A 19451-nucleotide genomic window follows, 5' to 3' on the forward strand; every position below is an offset into this window, starting at 1 on the left:
TTTATCTCCTTGAATATGCTGGAGATACAATGCCTTTTTGCTAATTATGTTCCAAAAGGGATAAAGAGCAGCTAAAAAGGACAGAAAACATCGAAAACAAGACGGTGATCATTACTTAAAATTCTTCTTATATGACTCCAGTCTAGAACTGATAATACCAGTTTATCGAGAATTTTAGTTGATGGGGGGATAAACGGTCTATGGGGGAATGGCTCTTTTTTCCCGTTCTGTACTGCAATGTTTAAAAGATTGAATGTCGTTGTGAAGTTTAATCTTTTCCCCTTAGCTTAAAAGTAAGCTCTCTTAATGCTTTTCTTTCAAGTAATGTCCTGGATACTGCCTGAGGAAAACTTTGTAAACGCTTTTCCATCATTGATTGTGTTTGAAGGTAAAAAGTAAAATTCTGGAGTCTTTATTTTATTATTCATTTTTTGTAAAAACAGCACGTCTTCTAAAATTTTATTTTTTATATTGTACTTATAATTAAAAGAATGCTTCAATTATTCAAAATAAATATCAAAAGTATTCAATTCAAAAAGCTATGAGAGATAAAAGAGAAGGAAGAAACATTAGTGTTCTAAGCTGTTTTTCCTTCTCTTATTGCTCTATATCAAAACAATGCTAGAAAACTTTTCTAAGTTCTTTGAGTAAAAACTCCCAAAACCAGAGAGGAAAGTTGAAAAGTTTTGAGACAATGTCCAAAAGTTTCGAGATTCTCTCCAAAGGTTGTTTTTTAGTTTCGCCCGCAGTTTTTTTATACGATGTAAGAGCACTTTGATTTGAGAGATAAATTTGGTTCGATGGACCATCTTGTATTAAGAAAGTGCATTTTGTAAAGGTCATGCGTTCCACCTTTATGACGTAGGGATTATGAACTGTAATCGGTTCATAGGTGCTACAGGTTTTCACTTTTGCATTTGCAGTTGTCATGGATTCTGTTTCAAATGTATGTGTGTAAAGGTTACTTGTGCATTTTTCGGGTTTACTGTCGATTAAAATACATTCATCCATTATGCTTTTTATGGGTGCATTTACTTTGTTTATAAAGTTTTTGAGATGTTTAGAAAATTGAGTTTCTAAGGATAGGATTTTTAGGGATGGGATTTTTATGATTGTATTCATTTTATCAAGTTTTTTTAATACTTTTTTTATTAAAGGCCCGTAAATGTCTTTAATGTTTAAAAAATCACGAACACCAAGTTTACTGATGGCATTATAGGACCACCCTGAAAGACATGCGATCATTTCAATTGATTGCTCGTCACCTTCTTTGCTCTGTATTGCTTTTAAGTCTTTAAATTTCGGGCGGCGTAAGGTGATTTCTGTGTATGTCTTTCCTTCCACTTTAATAGGTCCAAGTAATTGGTACGTGGCTCGTTCTGTTATATTCATTAATAGCTTCTCCTTGCTTTCTACATTAGATGCAGAATGATTCGTCAAATTTTTATTATATCATGTTTGTCAATAGCTTAGGCAATAAACTTTGTGCTGGCTATGTAGAATGAAATTCTAACAAAATGGACAAGATGAATTTAGATTTTAGAGCGAGATAGAAGCACAATTTGCTTTATGATATTAGTGGGCTATTAAGTTTATTTGCTCAATTATTTGTGTTGATAAAGACTTCTCCATGAGCCATTATTATATGCTGTATTGTTACAATAATATTTGCGTGGGGAGTTTTGAGGAAAGGGAGTTTGTGGCTTCTTTTTTCTTTGAGCGTTGTAAACCACTTCTGATAAAAGATGTTGTCGGGAAAGTGATGTTGTTATCATGGAGAGGGATAGTGTTTGGGAGCGTTTTTGTTGATGATATCAATGAAAAAAAGCTGATGAAGATAGGGCAACATGAATACAACAAGATGCGCTATTTCGGATTGGGAAATATATCTCTGAAGGAGAGCTTTGATCTTTTAGCTTCTTTTGCGTATAGTTTTAAAATTGCGATTTGCTATGCTTTAAAATTAATTATAAAGTGAAGAACTAAGTGGTTATTTACGTGTTGAGTGTGTGCGTGCGGATCATACACTGGATTTATGTCTCAACAAGCTGAATTATTCTCGAATAAAGTAAAAGAATAAAGAAAATTGATTATTTTATTCGCTGTGGATAAAGTTAAAATAGCTTTATATTTATAAATATAAATATAAATTATTATTTTTCTATAAACGTAAAATTTAAATATTTTTAAATTTAAGAAATGTGACTTTCCTGATGAAACATAAATATACATTACCATTCATTATACTTATCGTATGTTTATCGACGGGAGGTTTGATTTCTACCGATATTTTTTTACCGGCACTGGGCGATATGCGTCAATATTATCAAGTGACACAATCTCAAATTCAAAGTGCAGTGGCGGTTTTTTTGTTGGCATTGGCACTTGGACAGCTCATTTATGGGCCGCTGAGTGATAATTTTGGGCGTAAAAAAACACTTCTATTGGGCTTATTCTTGTGGTTATTTACGACACTTGGTGTGATTTATACGGTTCATATTCACGCTTTTCTTGTGTTACGTTTTTTGCAAGGTCTTGGTGCTTGTGCGGGACTTGTCTTAAGTCGTGCAATTATCAATGATTTGTTGGATAAAAAAGCGGCTGGAAAACTTTATTTGATTGTTTTCCCTTTTATTGGAATGTCGCCAGCACTTGCACCTTTCATTGGTGGACTTTTGATACAAGCTTTTCATTGGCAGGCAACTTTTATCTTTTTAAGCTTTTTTATATTTTTGACCATTTTGCTATGTTGTTTTGTGCTAAGCGAAACTCTACCCCCTCAAAAACGGCAGCATTTTTCTCCTGTAGGATTGATGAAGGCATATTTAGGCGTTTTCAGAAATAAACAATTTATTTTTTATGCACTTATTCCGTGTTTTTCTTACGCTGCCTATTTTGCTTATATTGTGGAGTCGCCTTTTTTATTCACGACTTTGGGGTTATCCCCGATACACATTAGTTATAGCTATATTGGTGTCTCGTTTCCCTATATTTTGGGAAATCTTTTGGCGCGATGGTTTTTTGAACACGAGTCTATGGAAAAGACTGTGGGCAGAGGGTACATTATTTTTGTGATAGGCGGTGTGCTGTTTGCTTTGCAAATGTATCTAAGCCCATGGCCCCTTGTGACAAGTTTTATGGCTATTGCTGTTCTTACTTTTGGCAATGGTTTTTTATTGCCGTTAGGAACAGCGTTGGCTATTTCATCGCATCCGAAAGCTGCGGGAGCGGCTTCTGGTGTTATGGGCTCTTTGCAATTAGGAAGTGCGGCACTCAGTGCAGCGGTTATCGGAAAAATCTCTGGTCATAGCCCACGGGCTATGGCAACTTTGTTAGCTGTGTGTTGTATGATTGGTTTTATCATTTATATTCAAAAAGCGCGTCATTTTATGACTTCAGAAATAAGCTGAGTGAAATGATAAAAAGAAAGCATTATGCGGAAATGCTTTTGATGTTTTACACAAATGGAGCACCTGTACATTAGATGATTTTTTTATTAAGTTGTTGGATTGAGTGGGTTTAAAATTTGTTACAAGCTTAGTTTGAGTTTAACAAATCGATTATTATGGGGGGAGTATGAGCCTAGAGTTTCAACATATTTTCATTATATTGGGTAGGAAAATTTCTGGCTCTAATGCATGTTTAAAAATAAGGGGAGGAATTGATCAATGGGTCTTCCTATTACTATTCTTTCTCCTGTAATGCCAATTTGGGATGGTGGTGTTTTTTGTTCTCCATTGACAAAGCTATGCTTATCAAAAGGATTCCCTGTCACTCTGCTGGATACGCTTTCTCTTTTTCCTAAGGGTTCTCATGTTCTCAATCATTCTGCTGTAGACATTTTATCTTTTATGGTAGAAAAGCTTAAAAGCTATTTTAAAGAGCCCGCAGTTCTTGTGGGATTTTCTATGGCTGGAACATTGGTACAAATATTGGCAGTACAGCTTCCCAATGTTCAAGCTGTGCTTGCTGTGAATGCACCTGGCTATCCAGATAAGGTTTTGCAACGGCGCCTTGGAGATATTCTTGCCTCCTTAGAAAACAATGATTTATCGGGGGCTTTGGAAATACTCAATGGTTTTATGCATCCTTCTGGCATTATGAAAAAAAGAGCCTTATTGGAGATTCCTGATGAACAAAAAAGCGTGGCAATTGAACGCATGACAAGAGGCTTTAAACTCTTATTAGAAATAGATGCTAGAGATGAAATAGTTAAGTATAAGGGGAAGTTTTTAGCTTTAGTGGGAGAAGAGTCGCAACTTGCAACGGTAGATAATCAGACAAAAAGTCATAATCTGAACCATGAATATAAGATTATCTCTGGTGCTGGTACGCGTTTGTGGGAGGATAATCCTACTATGACGGATGCAGTCATTGATGAGTGGCTGGAGGGATTATGAAAAAGAAAGTTCTTGTATTACCTGGTGATGGGATAGGACCAGAGGTTTGTGATGCTGCGCTGATGGTTTTAGAGCAATTCCAATTGCCGATTGAATTGACTTATGGTGATATTGGTTTTGAATGTTGGAAACAGGAAGGAGCTCCTATTCCTCAAGCGACTTGGCAAAAAATTACTCAGAGTGATGCTATTTTACTTGGTGCTGTGACCAGTAAAGGAAAAGAAGCGGCTTTAAAAGAACTTGCTCCGCATTTAAAAGAGAAAAACCTTGCCTATGTTTCTCCCGCACTTCAACTTCGCCAAAAGTTAGGTTTGTTTGCGAATATACGTCCTGTAAGATACATCTTTGGTCCCCAACGTCCTTTTCATTTTTGTGTTATCAGAGAAAATAGTGAAGGCCTTTATGCTGGATTGGATTTTCGGGGTATTTCTCCTGAAACAGCCGTTTGGCTAAAACATCCAAATTTGACAAAATATGGGCTTGAAGAAGCTGCGTGGACAGTCTGTTTGCAGACACGCTTTGGTTTAGAACGGTTATTTGAATATGCTTTTTCTTATGCAAGGAAATATAGCTTTAGGCGAGTTACTTTTGCTGATAAGCCCAATGTTATGCGAGAAAGTGGTCAGTTTGCTCAGGAAATTTTTGAGAAGATTGCGCAAAACTATCCGGAAATTGAAGCAGATATTCAGAATGTTGATGCGGTTGCTTTGTGGATTGCAACCAAGCCAGAGCGGTTTGGTGTGATTGTTGCTGAAAATATATTTGGCAATATTCTCTCTGATCTTGGCTCTGGGATAATGGGGGGATTGGGGCTTGCACCTCATGTGAATGTGGGGAGCGAGATTGCTTGTTTTGAACCTGTTCATGGAAGCGCACCACGTATTGCTGGACAAAATAAAGCCAATCCTTCTGCGATGCTTTATACCACGGCTTTACTCTTAGAGCACTTAGGCTTTAAAGATGCAGCAAAACAACTGTCTGAGAGTGTTGATCAGGTTATTCGTGCTGGAAAAACCGTTACCTATGATCTTGGAGGTATAGCCTCTACCCGTCAAATGGCTGAAGCTGTTCGCAATTCTCTTGTGAATCCTGTCTTTGTTTGTCATGCGGCGATTATCACTGTTGGTGATGAACTCCTTTCAGGACAATATTTGAATACGAACTTACAAGATTTAAGCCAAAGCTTGAACAAGAGAAATATTCAAGTCACACGTCATTTTGTTTGTGCTGATCAATTACAGCAAATCAGTGAGACTGTTGTTTCTTGTCTTGGACAAGAAGATCTTATCATTATCAGTGGGGGATTGGGACCAACATCAGATGATAAAACACGCGATGGAGTTGCTCAAGCTGTAAAGCAGCCTTTGGTACATCATGAAGATGTTTGGCAAATAATAAAAGGTCAATTACAACGATTAGGGATTACGGCGGATAAGAGTAATGCGCGTCAAGCATTGTTTCCTGAGACAGCAACCGTGCTTGATAATTCTACAGGCACAGCACCAGGGTTTTATCTCTCTTGCGATGGAAGTACGCTTGTTGTTTTGCCTGGTCCACCATCACAGGCTCTTGCGCTTTTAGAGAATTATTTAGAACACAACGAGAAGAAATATTTTTCTGTATCGCGTGCGGAGTATGCATGGACTTTGATTGGAATTGATGAAAGTACCATTGCGCAGTGGGTTGATGATCATCTTGAAAATGAATCCTTTGAACGGCATTTTTTATGGAAAAGCCCCTATGTTTTGGTGCAACTGGTTGCTCAATCAGAAGCGCCCTTGGAACAACATTTCGTGGAAGAATTTGAAAATCATTTTCACCCCCATTTAGTTGGGGCAGAAGTTACTACTGCTTGTAAACAATTAGCGATGTATGCAGAGGTTCATTGGTCTGCCAATGATCCGTGGCTTTTAAAATATTTTCAGCCCATAGAAAAAGGTAAACAAGATATTCCACTGCTTGAGGTTGAAGTGAGCCTAGAGCCTTCTTTGGAGACATTAGAAAATCAAGCAGAAAGCCTTGGACATGCTACCATGACTATACGGATGAAAGGTTATGGTGATGATCGTATAACTTTTCCCTATACGCGACCACTTTTAGGTGTCGTCTTACAAGAATATGCAGCTTGGGCTGTCTTAAAAAGATATTTGAAAACAGAGAAGAAAAAATGAAACTCTATGGGGATGTAACAATATTGCTCAAATTATTGAACGTTCTATTATAAGAAGTATTTTGATCCTTTTCTTCAGTGGTTTTTGTCTATAGGTTAATTTTTCTTTTGATGTGTAAATGAATGACTTTGATTGATTCAAAATTAAGAAAAACTTTACGATATTAGGCTCGCTACATTCAATATTTATAATGATTAATTATGATTATAAATCAATATGTTATCTTCCATAGCGCTGATAACAAGGAATCCAGAGACTTCGTGTGTCTCAAGCGTTGTAGATAATTGAGATTCTTTGTAAATCAAAAAGCGATGGTGTGAAAAGACAAGAAGTCGTGTCATTTACAGGAAAGCTTTGCAAATTTTATTGAACAATATGTCCGTGAAGAGTTTTATTGTGAACATATCCCGTTCCGTTATCTGATAATAAATTGCTGTAAAGAGCTCATAAAATTTTTCCTTTAAGTTTTTGTGTGATTGCATGATCGTTGGGTATTCGCTTCCGAGGGGCGATATTTTTCAATTTGATAACAGGACGAACTATTTTTTCTGTAAGACGTGAAGATTTAAGGAGTGATCATTTTACGCTTTTGTTTTCTTTTTGATTGGTAATTTGTAGGAATTTTTTTGGGGAAAATATTTAATGTGGTTAAAAACATTTTATGCGTGTGTGGGAGAAAAATAAAAATGTGGTCTTAATTGTTGATAAGAGTGTCAATATTTTTGATGAACAAATTTTAGTCGTAATTCTTAGTACCTAGATGGGAAGTTTATTGCATTTTTTAACAGTTCGTATTCTATCTGTTGTGATGCGCAGTGGTTTTTTAAGCAAAAAAGAAAGGGCTTTTATGTATCAGATTGATTACAACAGTTATCGTTCTGTCAAGAGTTTTAGTCGTCGCGTTCATTTTCTCGTTATGCATTATACGGCTATTGATTTTAAAGCCTCGATTATGGCGCTTACAGGAGAAAAGGTTAGTGCACACTATCTTGTTCCTGATCCTTCAGAGCAGACATATCGTGAGGCAGGCTTTAAGGATATGCGTATTTTTAATCTGGTTGATGAAAATGAGCGCGCATGGCATGCGGGTGTGAGTTCATGGGCTGGGCATAGTCATCTCAATGATGCATCTATCGGGATTGAAATCGTTAATTTAGCGACTTATCATGATGGGACGGGTATGTTTCCTCCTTATAATCCAATACAAATTGATGCTGTTAAGGAACTTGCCTTGAATATTCTTCAACGGTATCCCGATATTATGCCAACTGATGTGGTGGGACATAGTGATATTGCCATTGGAAGAAAAAGTGATCCAGGAGCAGCTTTTCCATGGAGAGAACTTTATAGCGCAGGTATAGGAGCATGGTATGATGATGAACTAAAAAGTCATTATCAAGAGCAATTCTCTAAGAATTTGCCACCCAAAGAAGATGTTTTGGCGAAGCTAAAATGTTATGGATATGACATTTCTGCTGCGTGTACCCAAACAGGATACAAAGATTTGATCCGAGCATTTCAACTTCATTTTCGTCAAGAAAATTATGATGGGATTCTAGATGTTGAAACAGCAGCAATTCTTTATGCATTGGTTGATAAGTATTTTCCGTGAATTCAATGCGTTTTAATTGAAAATATGGCTTACGATTACGTGTAAGCCTTTTTATTATCAGGAAAGGCTGCTTTTTGCCAATTGGCTTTATGTAAAAAGGGCATTAATCGTGTAAAAAATCCTCTATACGGTATAAGGCGTTTTATGGAAACATAACTCTGAAAGCTCTATGATTTGCAGAGATTAAATTTTATTGTTTCTTTGTCTTATATTTTTCTTCCTTTAAAAACGCATAAAGCCAAGATGTTGCGTATATGATGACATGTGCCTTACGCAGGATGAAACGCCTCAAATAAAATGGACTTGTATTGTATATTTCATGCTTGTTTTAAAGAAATGTCTTTTAGTGTGTATCACAACATATATTTTACAGCGACGTTCATAGAGAATATAATCTAAAATCCTCTATGAAGTGTATCCTCATTTTGATGCTTAATAAAAGTGCCTAGCACTATCGTACACTTTGTTAGATCTCAATGTTACTACAACCCTTGGAACTTAAAACGATACATAAAAGGGTTTTCTTTACTCGTTTTTATTCACACGGCTCTCTCCACTCGTCGTGTACAAGTGAATGGTTTTGGTTGATTGAAACATGCAAAATTATAAATTGATCATTATAAATCAAAGTGATGCAGATTCAAGAAAATAGGGGCATTTACAGATTGCTACTGATAGGGGGGCTATTCTTTAGAAGGGGAAGAGGTCAATTCATTTTTTTGAAGATATATCTCTTTTCTCTTTTATTGCTTTAGGGGATGTTTGCATCGTTTTGACAACATGTTTCTTGATGATTAAGTTTTTTAATGAAGCAGTGTTATAAAACATTGTGTTTTAGAGTGTTGATAGAAGACACATTCAGGCATATCAAAAACACAATGATGTCTTGTTTTTTCAATATTTTATCTGTTCAGTATAGAATTGACCAGAGAAGTTCATGACCTAAATTGCAAAGGTTAGGTATAAATTACCAAGAAAAATCAATTTAGGCATAAAGCAATGGGGGTTATTCATGCTTTAAAGGGTAAGGAAGAGATTGTGTTTGAAGTGATGTGTAAAAGCCCGTGTGAGGTGCTCTTATCAAGCATATCAGGTTAATCTTAAGAGTAGTTTTATGAAACTAAGTCGGTTTTTTCCGAGAGACAAGACAATAAGTATCAGGAAAAGATATTCATGATATTTGATTTCAAAAATAAAAACTGGCAAACCATGTTGCCAGTTTTTAAAAGCTGTAGCTTAAATAGGATTAGAATGAACGCTGTAAACGGATCATACCTTGAAAAGCACTTTTCTTATTGAATAAATGTTTTTCATCATTATTTTTATCCGTCACAACGCGATCATCGTTCCAAGAAACATAGGTTAATTCAGGTGTAATCACAAATCCTGGAACCAGCGTGTATGTAATATTTACAGAAGTTGCAAAGGTTTTTACAGCACTATAAGAAACTTGAGCATTCAAATTTGCTTTTGGAGTAAGCTTGTAAGTGGCACCCGCCCAAGCAGCCCATTTACCACCCCAGTTTGCATAAATTGTTGTGCTTTGTCGTGATAATTCATTTTTTGTATTTACTGTGTAGTAATCAAGACCATTTTTATAGCCAGCCATTACCCATAGATTGAAACGATCGTTGACATTGAAATCTGCACGTACTTTTCCAGCCCACTTTTTGTAGTAAGTATCATATGCTGCAACCGCTGAAAAACCACCCCATTTTTGCATAAACTTTATACCCAAAACCACATTCGGGGTGTAATTTTTAATTGCTTTACTTGGAAGAGTATCATTCGTGATAGAAACAAGCTTATCATCTTTATCAATGTAGTATCCTACTGTTCCTGGAAGAGCATCTGCATTATTGCCTAATTCAGCGCCGATAATAGCAGAAAAGCCAGAGTCACCATTAAAGGTGTAGGAAATAAAATTAGTGCGTGTTGTGCCGGCAGGTGCGATGCTGTCATCATTGAGAACATTTCCATAACCACCAGTCCAACTGTTGAAAATTGTATCATCAAGACCTACGCGAAAACCACCCAGTTCAATGTAAGCTGCTGCAAGCCTTGCACCAGCTTTATCATTACCATCACCCCAGCTTGAATAAATTCTTGCATATGAACGAAGTGTTCCCATTTCTGTTTCAGAAGCTGCTTGAAAAACAAGGGTGAGCCGTGATGATGCGCCATAGGTTTTTCTTTTGTCTCTTAGTTCAGTTTCGGTTGTTGCATCGATATTATCACCGCCTATAAAATCAGTACGAACATTTCCTGATAAACGCATGCAGGTTTCTGTTCCAGGGATATAAAAATATCCTTTTCCATAGGCATCACAAACGCGAATATATTCTACAGGTTCGGGTTCGGCGATAACTGTTGAAGCAGCATGTGCTCCAGAAATTGCTAAAAAAGCTGCTGTAGAGCTTAAAAAGAGGGATTTAATATTCATATGGGATCTCCGAGGTCCGGTTAAATTTCTTCTAAAGAGTACCATTTGCCTAACGCATTAAGGACAAAGACATAAGTAAAATACGCAGCACTTGTTATCTTAGCTATAACTAATCTTTTTAGAGTTTCAAATATGAAATTACCTTTTTGTAATATATACATGTACTATTCGAGATGCTGTGGTAAAAAAGACACAATTTTTGTTTTATTAACTTTTTGTCCCTATGGGATCAATAGGAAAAAAAATTCAGATATTTGGGAAAAAAATCGAAAATGTCTTGAACTTTCTGTTGATACCATTTATGCCTCTCTGTTGGAGAGGTGGCCGAGTGGTCGAAGGCGCTCCCCTGCTAAGGGAGTAGGGCTCAAAAGGCTCTCGAGAGTTCGAATCTCTTCCTCTCCGCCATCTATTGTTATAAAAGCAGTTGACTGTGTATCGGAATTCTGTTTATCCCGTTGGGATTATGCCTCTCATATAAAAAGCATGTTCTAAACACAAATATACTTGTGTTGCCGATTTATGCACTTGTTTTAAAGAGATATCTTTGCAATGTGTATAAGCCCGTTTTGCGACGCTGCCTCGTAAATGGTATAAAACATAAAAGTTTCTGTGAGACATTATAAAGCCTTATAAAGCCACATCATTTGTATACTTATGAAGATGCAAAGAGGCATATTATATATCTGCCTTCCTGTTGTTATAGATTTTGACTATGAGAGTTCATAAAAGGCATTTTTCCTTTCTAAATCGTTTTTATTTATACGGCTTTCTTTGCTTATGATGTGCAAGCAAATGATTTTGATTGTTTCAACCATAAAGCAGATTTGAAAAGAAAAAATCTTACAATATTCGCGTTTGGTATATTATCATTATAAATCAACGTGTTGCTTTATATTTTGCATTGTATATTGAAAGTTGGATGTGGCAATGCTCTCAAAAAAGTTATAGATTTCTTTTAGAAGAAAACATTGTGGGTAATAATTTTAAAATTTTCCTCTCATCATAGAGACTTTTGAGAGTGTTTCATCCATTTCATGACAATCAAACCACACATGAAAAAAGTAATGGTCGGTAATATTAGGTAGTAAGATGGAGAAACTTTTGCAGGAAGAAAAGAAATAATACTCAATACTGTAATTGAAAATATTCTTCCGCTAAAAGAGACAGCACCAACAACACCGGAAATATGCTGCGTTTGTTTTTGGTTAAGTTCTGAGAAAAATAAGCTTTTTGCACCGATCGGTACAGTGCAAATAAATCCATGGATTAAAGAGAAGGCGATGACTGATGCAGCAGTTTGATGGCTATGAACTGAAAAATAGAGCGCTATGCACATCAGTGCAGAAAAGAAGGAAAAATATTTTATAGAATTCTTATATTTTTTATCAAGAACATGATACTTAGACATCAGTAAATTTGAAAAATATTGTGCTGAAAAGGCTCCAATATGGCAGCACATCAAGACGAGCATTTGCGAACCATTGAGGTGATTAATTTTCCCCTCTAAAAGTATTATCGGTTGCCAGAAATGATAAATAATTTGAATACCAGCGCTAAAAAGGCACATGAGGAAAATAAACCATGCTCCTCCTACTGTATTTTGAAATATCCAAAGCGTTTCCTTGGCATTGTGCAAGATTGTTTTTGTTTTGGACGTTTCAATTGTCGTTTTCTTTTCTTCAGGAACAATAAGGAAGATCAAAAAAATAAATCCCATCATGAGGCATGAGATGATATATCCCATAAAATATCGTCCAGAGTAGTAGATCGTTCCAATTCCTATAATCCCACTGAGAATACTTCCGAAAGAGTTAACCTGGTGGTAGAGATGAGCATAATGCGAAAAGTGATCCTGTTTATCGCCTAGAGAATGGTAAATCCATCCGTCAATGGCGCTGACAATGATGCAAATGCCCGCTGCATAGAGAATTTGCGCAATAATAAGTGCTGTCATATTAGGAGCTTGAAGGCATAGAAGATAAAATACTCCTGTCATAAAGACCCCAGCCATAACGGAATATTTACGCCGATATCTGTCAGATAAAACAGCGCAGGGAAAATCAAGCAGCAGAATGGTGGTGGAAAAGACAACCTGAAGCAGAGCTAATTGCGCCAGACTCACTCCCATGGACATTAAAAAAATCGCATGGTAAACGCCGATCAGCATGCGGACAGCATTATAGGAGCCATAGGTGAGAGCAAGGGTGCGTGCTCTGTTCATTGTGTTGTTCCATAGATTGTACAATAAGAATTTTCATTGAAAAGAATATTTTTCTGTGAAAAGGTAGCTGTTTCATATCCCCATTCAGGGATTAGTGGAAAGAAGGCTTCCATAACCATTCCAAAATTTAAAAGGTCCCTTAGTCCATATGGGACTTCAAAGCGTATTAATGAGAGCAAATGATGCAATTTTAAAGTGATTATGAGGAGCAACATAAGCCTCATAAATGAGATTGTCATCTTTTGAAGGGAGTTGCTTGTGGGGCTGTTGCTTTCATAGCAATCATTTTGTCTAGATCTGTAAAATGATCCTAGGACGGCAAGATCATTGACATAATTAGAACTTATAGAGGCTTGTTTATTTTTTATATACCATTTATTGATCCATTCTCTTTTCTGATCAGCTGAAATAGCACAAATGATCCATAAATCGGTTTTTGGTAATTTTTTGATATCTTTTTTTATAGTCATCAACATTTGTAATCCCCCCATTCTTTCTGACTGTTTCTCCGTATCACTGTACGTCTAAAAAAGTTTTTTTCAGAATTCATCTTTACTTTATTTATTAAAAATTTATTAAAAAGATTGTCTCGCAAGGTGCTTTTTGATCACGTCATTACGATTAAGAATTAAATTTCTGATATAAGAGGAAGGGGGCATGATACATTGTGACTAAATACATAAATCCCTCCATATCCTGAAATGATGATTTCCTTTTACAAAACAGTATCCTGAATGGAAGCTCGATAACCGTTACTTTGATCATGGAAATGATAACCTAAAAGAGTGCTTATGAGTGCTTGAAGATATTCTTTAGATATTACAGAAAGAACAAGAAAATAGTTTAAAAAAATCAAACTTGGGATGAAAGCTTTCATCTTATGATGGATGATGGTGAATTTTAAACTTCATCTACTGTTTTTTTTGATCTACTGTGCTGTAAGAAAGATCAAACTCCCCCAATTCATGTTTCTAATTTAGATCATTGATCATAAACATTATATACTGTCTTTTCAAATTATAACTTTGCTCATTGCTTGTCTTCACTGATTAAATCAACATTTCTCTAAAAATGCCGCTTGAGAAAAATGCATCCTATCAGTTTAATATTCTATGATCTTTTAATTAATTTAAAGAAGATAACATAAAATATACGATAAAAAATGAATAAATTTCAATTTTTATAAAAAACACAAACTTTTTTACTGCTGCTGATAAAAAACAAAGCTATATTAAAAGTAGCCTTTATACCCTTCAATACTATTGATTTTTGGTTGTTACTGGATGAAGGCTCCTTTGTTTTGGAAAGAGCGGAGCAGAATTTAAGAGCAGAATGGGCGCGTGCGCAAAGGCTTGGGCGTGATCTGTCTTTAAGTTGGATACTAAGCCGCTTGATGGTTGAGGACGTTCATCATGTGAACATAACGCAACCTTGTGAGGGTATTTTAGTCGCACCTGATGAAGCTGTCGCTTTGGGGGATATTGTCTTGTCTGAACTGGGGCGTGCTTATTGATTTTCTCGTTGTTATTGCTGCTTAATTTCAGCCATTATTTTTCTGAAAAAGAAGCTTTGTAGGGAGAAGATCATACATGGAGCAGGGCGTAAAACGATGAAATGCATATAACTGATCCAGTAATGTTGACAATAATCGTTAAATATGTTGCTCTGGCTACCTAAACAAATGGCTAGATTGGCTTTTATTCTCTGAGATAAGTGTTACTCTCGATGAGATAGAATGCGGATGAGCGAATTATTAGTTAAGGGATTAGAGTAATGGGGGGGAAAAATAATCGTCAAGATTTGAGTTATTTCAAAATCGCTGTATTCGGTATGATTATTATGATTTTGGGGATGGGGATTGGGCGATTTTTCTATACGCCGGTATTTCCAGTTATGTTGGATGAAGGATTGTTTACCTTTAAGCAACTTTCTTATATAGCTAGCGCTAATTATGGCGGTTATTTAGTTGGGAGTATGTTTTTTTCGTTTTGCAGAGTTGGGAATATATCCCGTGCTCCCTACATGCTATTTGGTGCAGCTATAGTGACGAGTGCACTTATTTTTGCCATGGCGTTAACAACAAACTTTTACTTGGTCTTCTTTATCCGCTTTGCTGCCGGTATCGCGAGTGCAGCAATGATGATTTTTGGTTCTATGACGGTTATGCAGCATAGTCACAAGCTGTGGGTTATTGCTTCGCTCTATGCAGGTGTGGGAGTTGGTATTCTGCTGGGTAATGAGTATGTTATTATTGGTTTGAGTAAATCGCTGAACGCGAAAAATATTTGGTTTGGAGCTGGTTTTATATCTGTTGTATTGTTGCTCTTGTTGTTTATTTTATTTCCACGTCGTGTTGATGCGTCTCAATTTGCTATTAATGAGTCATTGGCACACGAAAATATCGTTTGGTGGGAACTCGCTCTGATTTATGGGCTTGCTGGGTTTGGTTATATTATTGTCGCGACATATCTTCCTCTGATGGCGAAAACATTTAATTTCCCACTACTCGCTAACCACTTATGGTCGTTTGTCGGAATAGCCATTGTTCCTAGTTGTTTCATTTGGTTATGGGGAGCCCATCGGTGGGGGGTATTACGTTGTTTGATGCTCAATTTGCTTATCCAAGGAGGATGCGTATTACTGACATTATTCAGCCAGTCTCTTGTACTGATCGTTCTCAGTTGTATAGGGTTTGGATTTACTTTTATGGGGACGACCTCTCTAGTTATGCCGTTAGCTAAGCGTTTGTATGCGCCGTATGGCATAAATCTGCTAGGCTTGGCTACCTTAACTTACGGTTTTGGCCAAATATTAGGACCTCTCTTGACGAGTTTTTTACAGTTTGGTTCACATGCCATTGCGCTTTCCGTTATCTGTGGTGCTGTAGCGCTTTTTGCTGCTGCTGGAATCTGTCAATATTGTCTTTGTAAAAAGGTCGTTGGCGTTTCATAAACCCGCAATCTTCACTAAAAAGTCGAGAGAATTTATTCCATTCTTTTTGAAACATTTTGTGAAAGTCAAATTATTCTAATAGGGGAGATTACAGAATGCTTCACTCTACAGTCGCTATTTTGGGCGTTGGTCCTCGTGGGATCAGTATTCTCGAACGCTTGCTCACACTTTATTCCCATTATCCATTTTCTGGGAACATTGATATTTTATTGATTGATCCCAATGAGATGGGAACCGGTACCCATAGTGTGCATCAGCCAGATCATTTATTGGTTAACACTGTCGCTTGCCAGATTACTTTATTTGGTGATGATACAGTTAAGGGTGTCGGGCCTATTCGGAAGGGACCGAATTTCTATCAATGGGCTATTCAACAAGGTTATCGTAATATTAACGGTGTTTTTTCTCGTACAGAGCATGATGTTGGGAGAGAAATCAAAGAAAATGATTATTTATCACGTCGTTTGTTAGGGGAATACCTGTCTTGGGCTTACCAAGAACTCACGCAAGATTTACCTTCCGGTATTCGTATTAAGGAGATCCGACAAAAGGTTATTAATCTCCATATCCACCAAGATAATAAAACGGATGTTCTTTTGGAAGATGGCTGTCGTTATAGTGTAGATTTTGTTTATATGACCACGGGTCACGGTAAGAATATATATTCATCGCATGATGAAAGCCTGCAACAGTTTGTGGCTGCTCACCAAATGAAAAACGCGCTTTTGAACTATTATTCGAATCCTTATCCAATTGAAAAGTTGGACTCTATACAATCTCAGTCTCGTGTGCTGGTGCAGGGAATTGGATTAACCAGCTATGATGTCTTGTCGCAATTGACTTACGGTCGCGGTGGGACTTTTACTGAAAATGCTGGACAATTGCGCTACATGCCAAGCGGCAAAGAACCGAAGATAGCTCTATTCTCCCGTCAAACATTGCCTTTTAGTAGTCGCGGGATTAATCAAAAGGGGGGTAGTGGGCAATACATACCATCATTCCTTACTCTCGATACAATACATCATCTGCGTAAGCAATCCAGCATTGCTAACGGTTCTCCGAAGCTGGATTTCGAAACGCAGCTTTTACCTCTGTTGCTTAAAGAAATGTGTTATGTCTATCGAAGTACGCAGCTGGGGCACTGGCTAGACCCTGAAACCTATGTTGTTACTTCCAAAGACGAGCAGTGTATTCAAGCGTTGCTGTATCCTCATCGAAATAAAATATTTGCCTCTTTGAAGGATTATACAAGATTCTTCATGGAGCATTTGAAGGACGATCTTCATTCTTCCGCTGAAGGTAATGTTGATGGCCCAGTGAAAGCTGCTACAGATGTGCTACGAGATGTCCGTGATATCTTACGTTCAGCAATTGATTTTTGCGGGTTAACGTCTTCATCTCACAAGTACTTTATTGAATATTTTAATCCAAACTTTAACCGTATTTCTGTCGGCCCACCGATGCAGCGAAACCAAGAGTTGAAGGCTCTGATGGAGGCTGGTATCGTGACTTTGGCTGGCGGACCTTCACCTAAACTTGTTCTCAATGCTAGTACCAGCCGTTTCGAAATTCAGTCTGTTTTTCAAGATGAAAACAGTTCAGTTGATGGAGATGTGCTGATCAAGGCCAAGATTGATAGTTTTTCTCCGTTGCGTGATGAGTCCCCTTTTATCCAGAATTTGGCTGGTCAGGGCATCATTCGACCATTTATCAACCAAGGATATCATCCTGGTGGTATTGATATTGACCGTCGGCAGCATCCTATAGACACTAAAGGGCAAATACAAAATACATTATGGGTGGTCGGTAATCCAGTAGAGGGGCCAAATTTTTATACATATATTTTGCCTAGGCCTTTAGTTAATTCTCGTGCACTGCGGGATGCAGGGCGCTGTGTCACTGACATGTACGAGCAGCTTCTTAATCGCTACTCAGTCAAAGATTCAACAATTAATGTACATTGATGATGTAAAAAGCTTCCTGATACGCATGTCCTCCGTATCCGTTATAATGGCGATGCTGATGCTATTCATTTTTCTTATGTCTATCTCAATAAGAACTTGGTTTTTTATTCCATTGGCTGGAGTGACTGTTTTCGGTTATTTGCTTTTGACGATACCATACTGGTGGTTGAAGGGGAATGCACGCAGTGGTGTGTTCATCCTGTTGGCTTGTACTTTAGTGCTGATATGGCGTTGGCACTTGCCTGATGTTCGTACTGTGCTTGTGCGTTTTACTGATGTCTTTTGGCTATTACTCGCCATGGGATTGTTGCGCCATGTGATGAATACATGGCGTATTTCAGAATTTCTCTCTGAACGGTTGATGCGCTATGGAAAGGGTTCGCTTACCCTGTCCATCGCGATACTGACTGCGTTTTTAGCTTGGCCGATGAGTTTGGGGGTTATCCCACTAATGATTGATGCCTTGAAGAAAAGTGTTTTTCCCTCTCGCCATTTGGCCGCTATTGTGATGCGAATGATGAGCATCACGATGGTACTGATGCCGACCAGCATCGGTGCAGCAACAGTTTTCGCTGCTATGCCTAGAACACCAATATTCACATCCGCTGCTTTGGGGATACCACTTTTTCTATTCAGTCTGTTGTTGTTGTGCCTTTCTCCTGTTGTACCGCTAGCTAACCCGATTATTTGCGATGAGAGAAGAGCGAATAAAGAAGGAGAGAGAGTAAGAATTTGGATTTTTTTGATATTTTTCTGGCTAACATTTATCGTTGCGTTGACAGTTATCAAGTTGAATGCACTAAAAAGCATTGCATTGACGGCAAGCATTCTATACGTCATTGAGCGTGTGAGTTCACGCAGTATTGATTTTTTGACTCCTTTGGTGGCAGTGATACGCAGTATATCCAGTGAAATTATGTTGTTGCTAGGTTGTAGTCTGCTAATATCTACTTGTGATTTGCTTATTCCTTTGTTGCCGGTGACGTTTAGTCACTCATTGGCATCACTCTCTGTTTGGCAGCACTATGCCTGTATTCTCTTTGTATTGCCAATTTTCAGTGTAGTAGGAATTCATCCTATGGTGCTATTTAGTTTGGCATTTCCCTTACTAGGGTCATCGATGGCTTATGGGGTTATGGATTATTTGGTTTGGATTTGCTTCTTTATTGCAGCTCAACTCCTTTCTCCTGTATCAATAAATGCTATTTTTGCTTCCAGTAGCCTACGTATTTCACCGGTGGATACGAGCTTTAAAATGCATAGTTATTATGTATTAATATTTAATCTTTTTGCGTTCATTTATTTGAGCTTTTTTATTCAATATTTGTAAATTATGGAGATCTTATGCCTTACATAAATATTAAAATTACTAATGAAGGGGTTACCTCTGAACAGAAACGGCAACTAATAGAAGGGGCAACTCAATTATTAGTTAATATTCTGAATAAAAATCCGAAAACGACTGTTGTCGTGATTGATGAAGTGGAGACAGACAATTGGGGTATTGGGGGTGTTCCCATTACAGAATTAAGAAAAGCTCAAAATAAAGAATAACTCTGTGTATTTGACAATAATTTAAGGTCAATAGGGATAATCAATGTAAAAAATCACGTCCTTTAGCAACATTTGATCAGAGCGCTATTGGAGCGGTTGTTACAGCCCCTGATGCTGACAACCAAGTTTTTCCC

General features: G+C 37.3%; 12 protein-coding genes, 1 tRNA gene and 1 pseudogene. 10 read left to right on the forward strand and 4 right to left on the reverse strand.

All coding sequences use genetic code 11. The features are described from left to right. Positions 1-621 precede the first annotated feature (621 nt). A complete protein-coding gene (locus ACFIME_RS07000) occupies positions 622-1392 on the reverse strand; it encodes a phage tail assembly protein (protein ID WP_375662230.1) in 771 nt (256 codons plus the stop codon). 821 nt (positions 1393-2213) lie between these two features. Between ACFIME_RS07000 and ACFIME_RS07005 the strand changes: the two genes are divergently transcribed. The 4 genes from ACFIME_RS07005 (at position 2214) to ACFIME_RS07020 (ending at position 8183) form a co-directional block, all read left to right on the forward strand. Beyond that, positions 2214-3410, forward strand: coding sequence for a multidrug effflux MFS transporter (locus ACFIME_RS07005; protein ID WP_375684708.1), 1197 nt, complete (start codon positions 2214-2216; stop codon positions 3408-3410). A gap of 258 nt (positions 3411-3668) precedes the next feature. Then, complete coding sequence (locus ACFIME_RS07010; protein ID WP_375684709.1) at positions 3669-4400, forward strand: alpha/beta fold hydrolase; 732 nt, start codon at positions 3669-3671, stop codon at positions 4398-4400. Next, positions 4397-6571, forward strand: coding sequence for an isocitrate/isopropylmalate family dehydrogenase (locus ACFIME_RS07015; protein WP_375684710.1), 2175 nt, complete (start codon positions 4397-4399; stop codon positions 6569-6571). The genes ACFIME_RS07010 and ACFIME_RS07015 overlap by 4 nt, the downstream gene beginning before the upstream one ends. A gap of 847 nt (positions 6572-7418) precedes the next feature. Beyond that, positions 7419-8183 (forward strand): N-acetylmuramoyl-L-alanine amidase, encoded by a 765-nt coding sequence (locus ACFIME_RS07020; RefSeq protein ID WP_375613801.1) that lies wholly within the window; start codon positions 7419-7421, stop codon positions 8181-8183. Positions 8184-9429: 1246 nt separating this feature from the next. Here the strand turns inward: ACFIME_RS07020 and ACFIME_RS07025 are convergent. Next, positions 9430-10626 (reverse strand): porin, encoded by a 1197-nt coding sequence (locus ACFIME_RS07025; protein ID WP_375655353.1) that lies wholly within the window; start codon positions 10624-10626, stop codon positions 9430-9432. Between the two features lie 314 nt (positions 10627-10940). Here ACFIME_RS07025 and ACFIME_RS07030 point away from each other — a divergent pair. Next, positions 10941-11031: transfer RNA gene (locus ACFIME_RS07030), tRNA-Ser, on the forward strand. Between the two features lie 595 nt (positions 11032-11626). Here ACFIME_RS07030 and ACFIME_RS07035 read toward each other — a convergent pair. Both ACFIME_RS07035 and ACFIME_RS07040 read right to left on the reverse strand, forming a co-directional pair. Beyond that, positions 11627-12847, reverse strand: coding sequence for an MFS transporter (locus tag ACFIME_RS07035; RefSeq protein WP_375684711.1), 1221 nt, complete (start codon positions 12845-12847; stop codon positions 11627-11629). Then, positions 12844-13317 carry a hypothetical protein gene (locus ACFIME_RS07040; protein ID WP_375684712.1) on the reverse strand — a complete coding sequence of 158 codons (474 nt, stop codon included), beginning with the start codon at positions 13315-13317 and terminating at the stop codon, positions 12844-12846. Before ACFIME_RS07040 ends, ACFIME_RS07035 begins: the two co-directional genes overlap by 4 nt. Before the next feature lie 794 nt (positions 13318-14111). On the opposite strand from ACFIME_RS07040, the pseudogene ACFIME_RS07045 reads away from it, so the two are divergent. The 5 genes and pseudogenes from ACFIME_RS07045 to ACFIME_RS07065 form a co-directional block, all read left to right on the forward strand. Then, positions 14112-14360: pseudogene (locus ACFIME_RS07045) on the forward strand (baseplate assembly protein); the annotation flags it as partial. A 260-nt stretch (positions 14361-14620) separates the two neighbouring features. After that, the gene (locus ACFIME_RS07050; protein ID WP_375684713.1) at positions 14621-15799 is read left to right on the forward strand and encodes a YbfB/YjiJ family MFS transporter; all 1179 of its coding nucleotides are present in this window, start codon (positions 14621-14623) and stop codon (positions 15797-15799) included. Between the two features lie 95 nt (positions 15800-15894). Then, positions 15895-17763 carry an FAD/NAD(P)-binding protein gene (locus ACFIME_RS07055; protein ID WP_375684714.1) on the forward strand — a complete coding sequence of 623 codons (1869 nt, stop codon included), beginning with the start codon at positions 15895-15897 and terminating at the stop codon, positions 17761-17763. Next, positions 17753-19093 (forward strand): hypothetical protein, encoded by a 1341-nt coding sequence (locus ACFIME_RS07060; protein WP_375684715.1) that lies wholly within the window; start codon positions 17753-17755, stop codon positions 19091-19093. The genes ACFIME_RS07055 and ACFIME_RS07060 overlap by 11 nt, the downstream gene beginning before the upstream one ends. Before the next feature lie 14 nt (positions 19094-19107). After that, a complete protein-coding gene (locus ACFIME_RS07065; protein WP_375607418.1) occupies positions 19108-19317 on the forward strand; it encodes a 2-hydroxymuconate tautomerase family protein in 210 nt (69 codons plus the stop codon). Positions 19318-19451: the final 134 nt, after the last annotated feature.

Source organism: Bartonella sp. AP1QHHD (genome assembly GCF_042196265.1).
Classification (GTDB): Bacteria; Pseudomonadota; Alphaproteobacteria; order Rhizobiales; family Rhizobiaceae; genus Bartonella.

Coding starts and splice junctions, on each gene's coding strand:
- ACFIME_RS07000 (WP_375662230.1), bottom strand. CDS start 1,392: ATGAATATAACAGAACGAGCCACGTACCAATTACTTGGACCTATTAAA.
- ACFIME_RS07005 (WP_375684708.1), top strand. CDS start 2,214: ATGAAACATAAATATACATTACCATTCATTATACTTATCGTATGTTTA.
- ACFIME_RS07010 (WP_375684709.1), top strand. CDS start 3,669: ATGGGTCTTCCTATTACTATTCTTTCTCCTGTAATGCCAATTTGGGAT.
- ACFIME_RS07015 (WP_375684710.1), top strand. CDS start 4,397: ATGAAAAAGAAAGTTCTTGTATTACCTGGTGATGGGATAGGACCAGAG.
- ACFIME_RS07020 (WP_375613801.1), top strand. CDS start 7,419: ATGTATCAGATTGATTACAACAGTTATCGTTCTGTCAAGAGTTTTAGT.
- ACFIME_RS07025 (WP_375655353.1), bottom strand. CDS start 10,626: ATGAATATTAAATCCCTCTTTTTAAGCTCTACAGCAGCTTTTTTAGCA.
- ACFIME_RS07035 (WP_375684711.1), bottom strand. CDS start 12,847: ATGAACAGAGCACGCACCCTTGCTCTCACCTATGGCTCCTATAATGCT.
- ACFIME_RS07040 (WP_375684712.1), bottom strand. CDS start 13,317: ATGACTATAAAAAAAGATATCAAAAAATTACCAAAAACCGATTTATGG.
- ACFIME_RS07050 (WP_375684713.1), top strand. CDS start 14,621: ATGGGGGGGAAAAATAATCGTCAAGATTTGAGTTATTTCAAAATCGCT.
- ACFIME_RS07055 (WP_375684714.1), top strand. CDS start 15,895: ATGCTTCACTCTACAGTCGCTATTTTGGGCGTTGGTCCTCGTGGGATC.
- ACFIME_RS07060 (WP_375684715.1), top strand. CDS start 17,753: ATGTACATTGATGATGTAAAAAGCTTCCTGATACGCATGTCCTCCGTA.
- ACFIME_RS07065 (WP_375607418.1), top strand. CDS start 19,108: ATGCCTTACATAAATATTAAAATTACTAATGAAGGGGTTACCTCTGAA.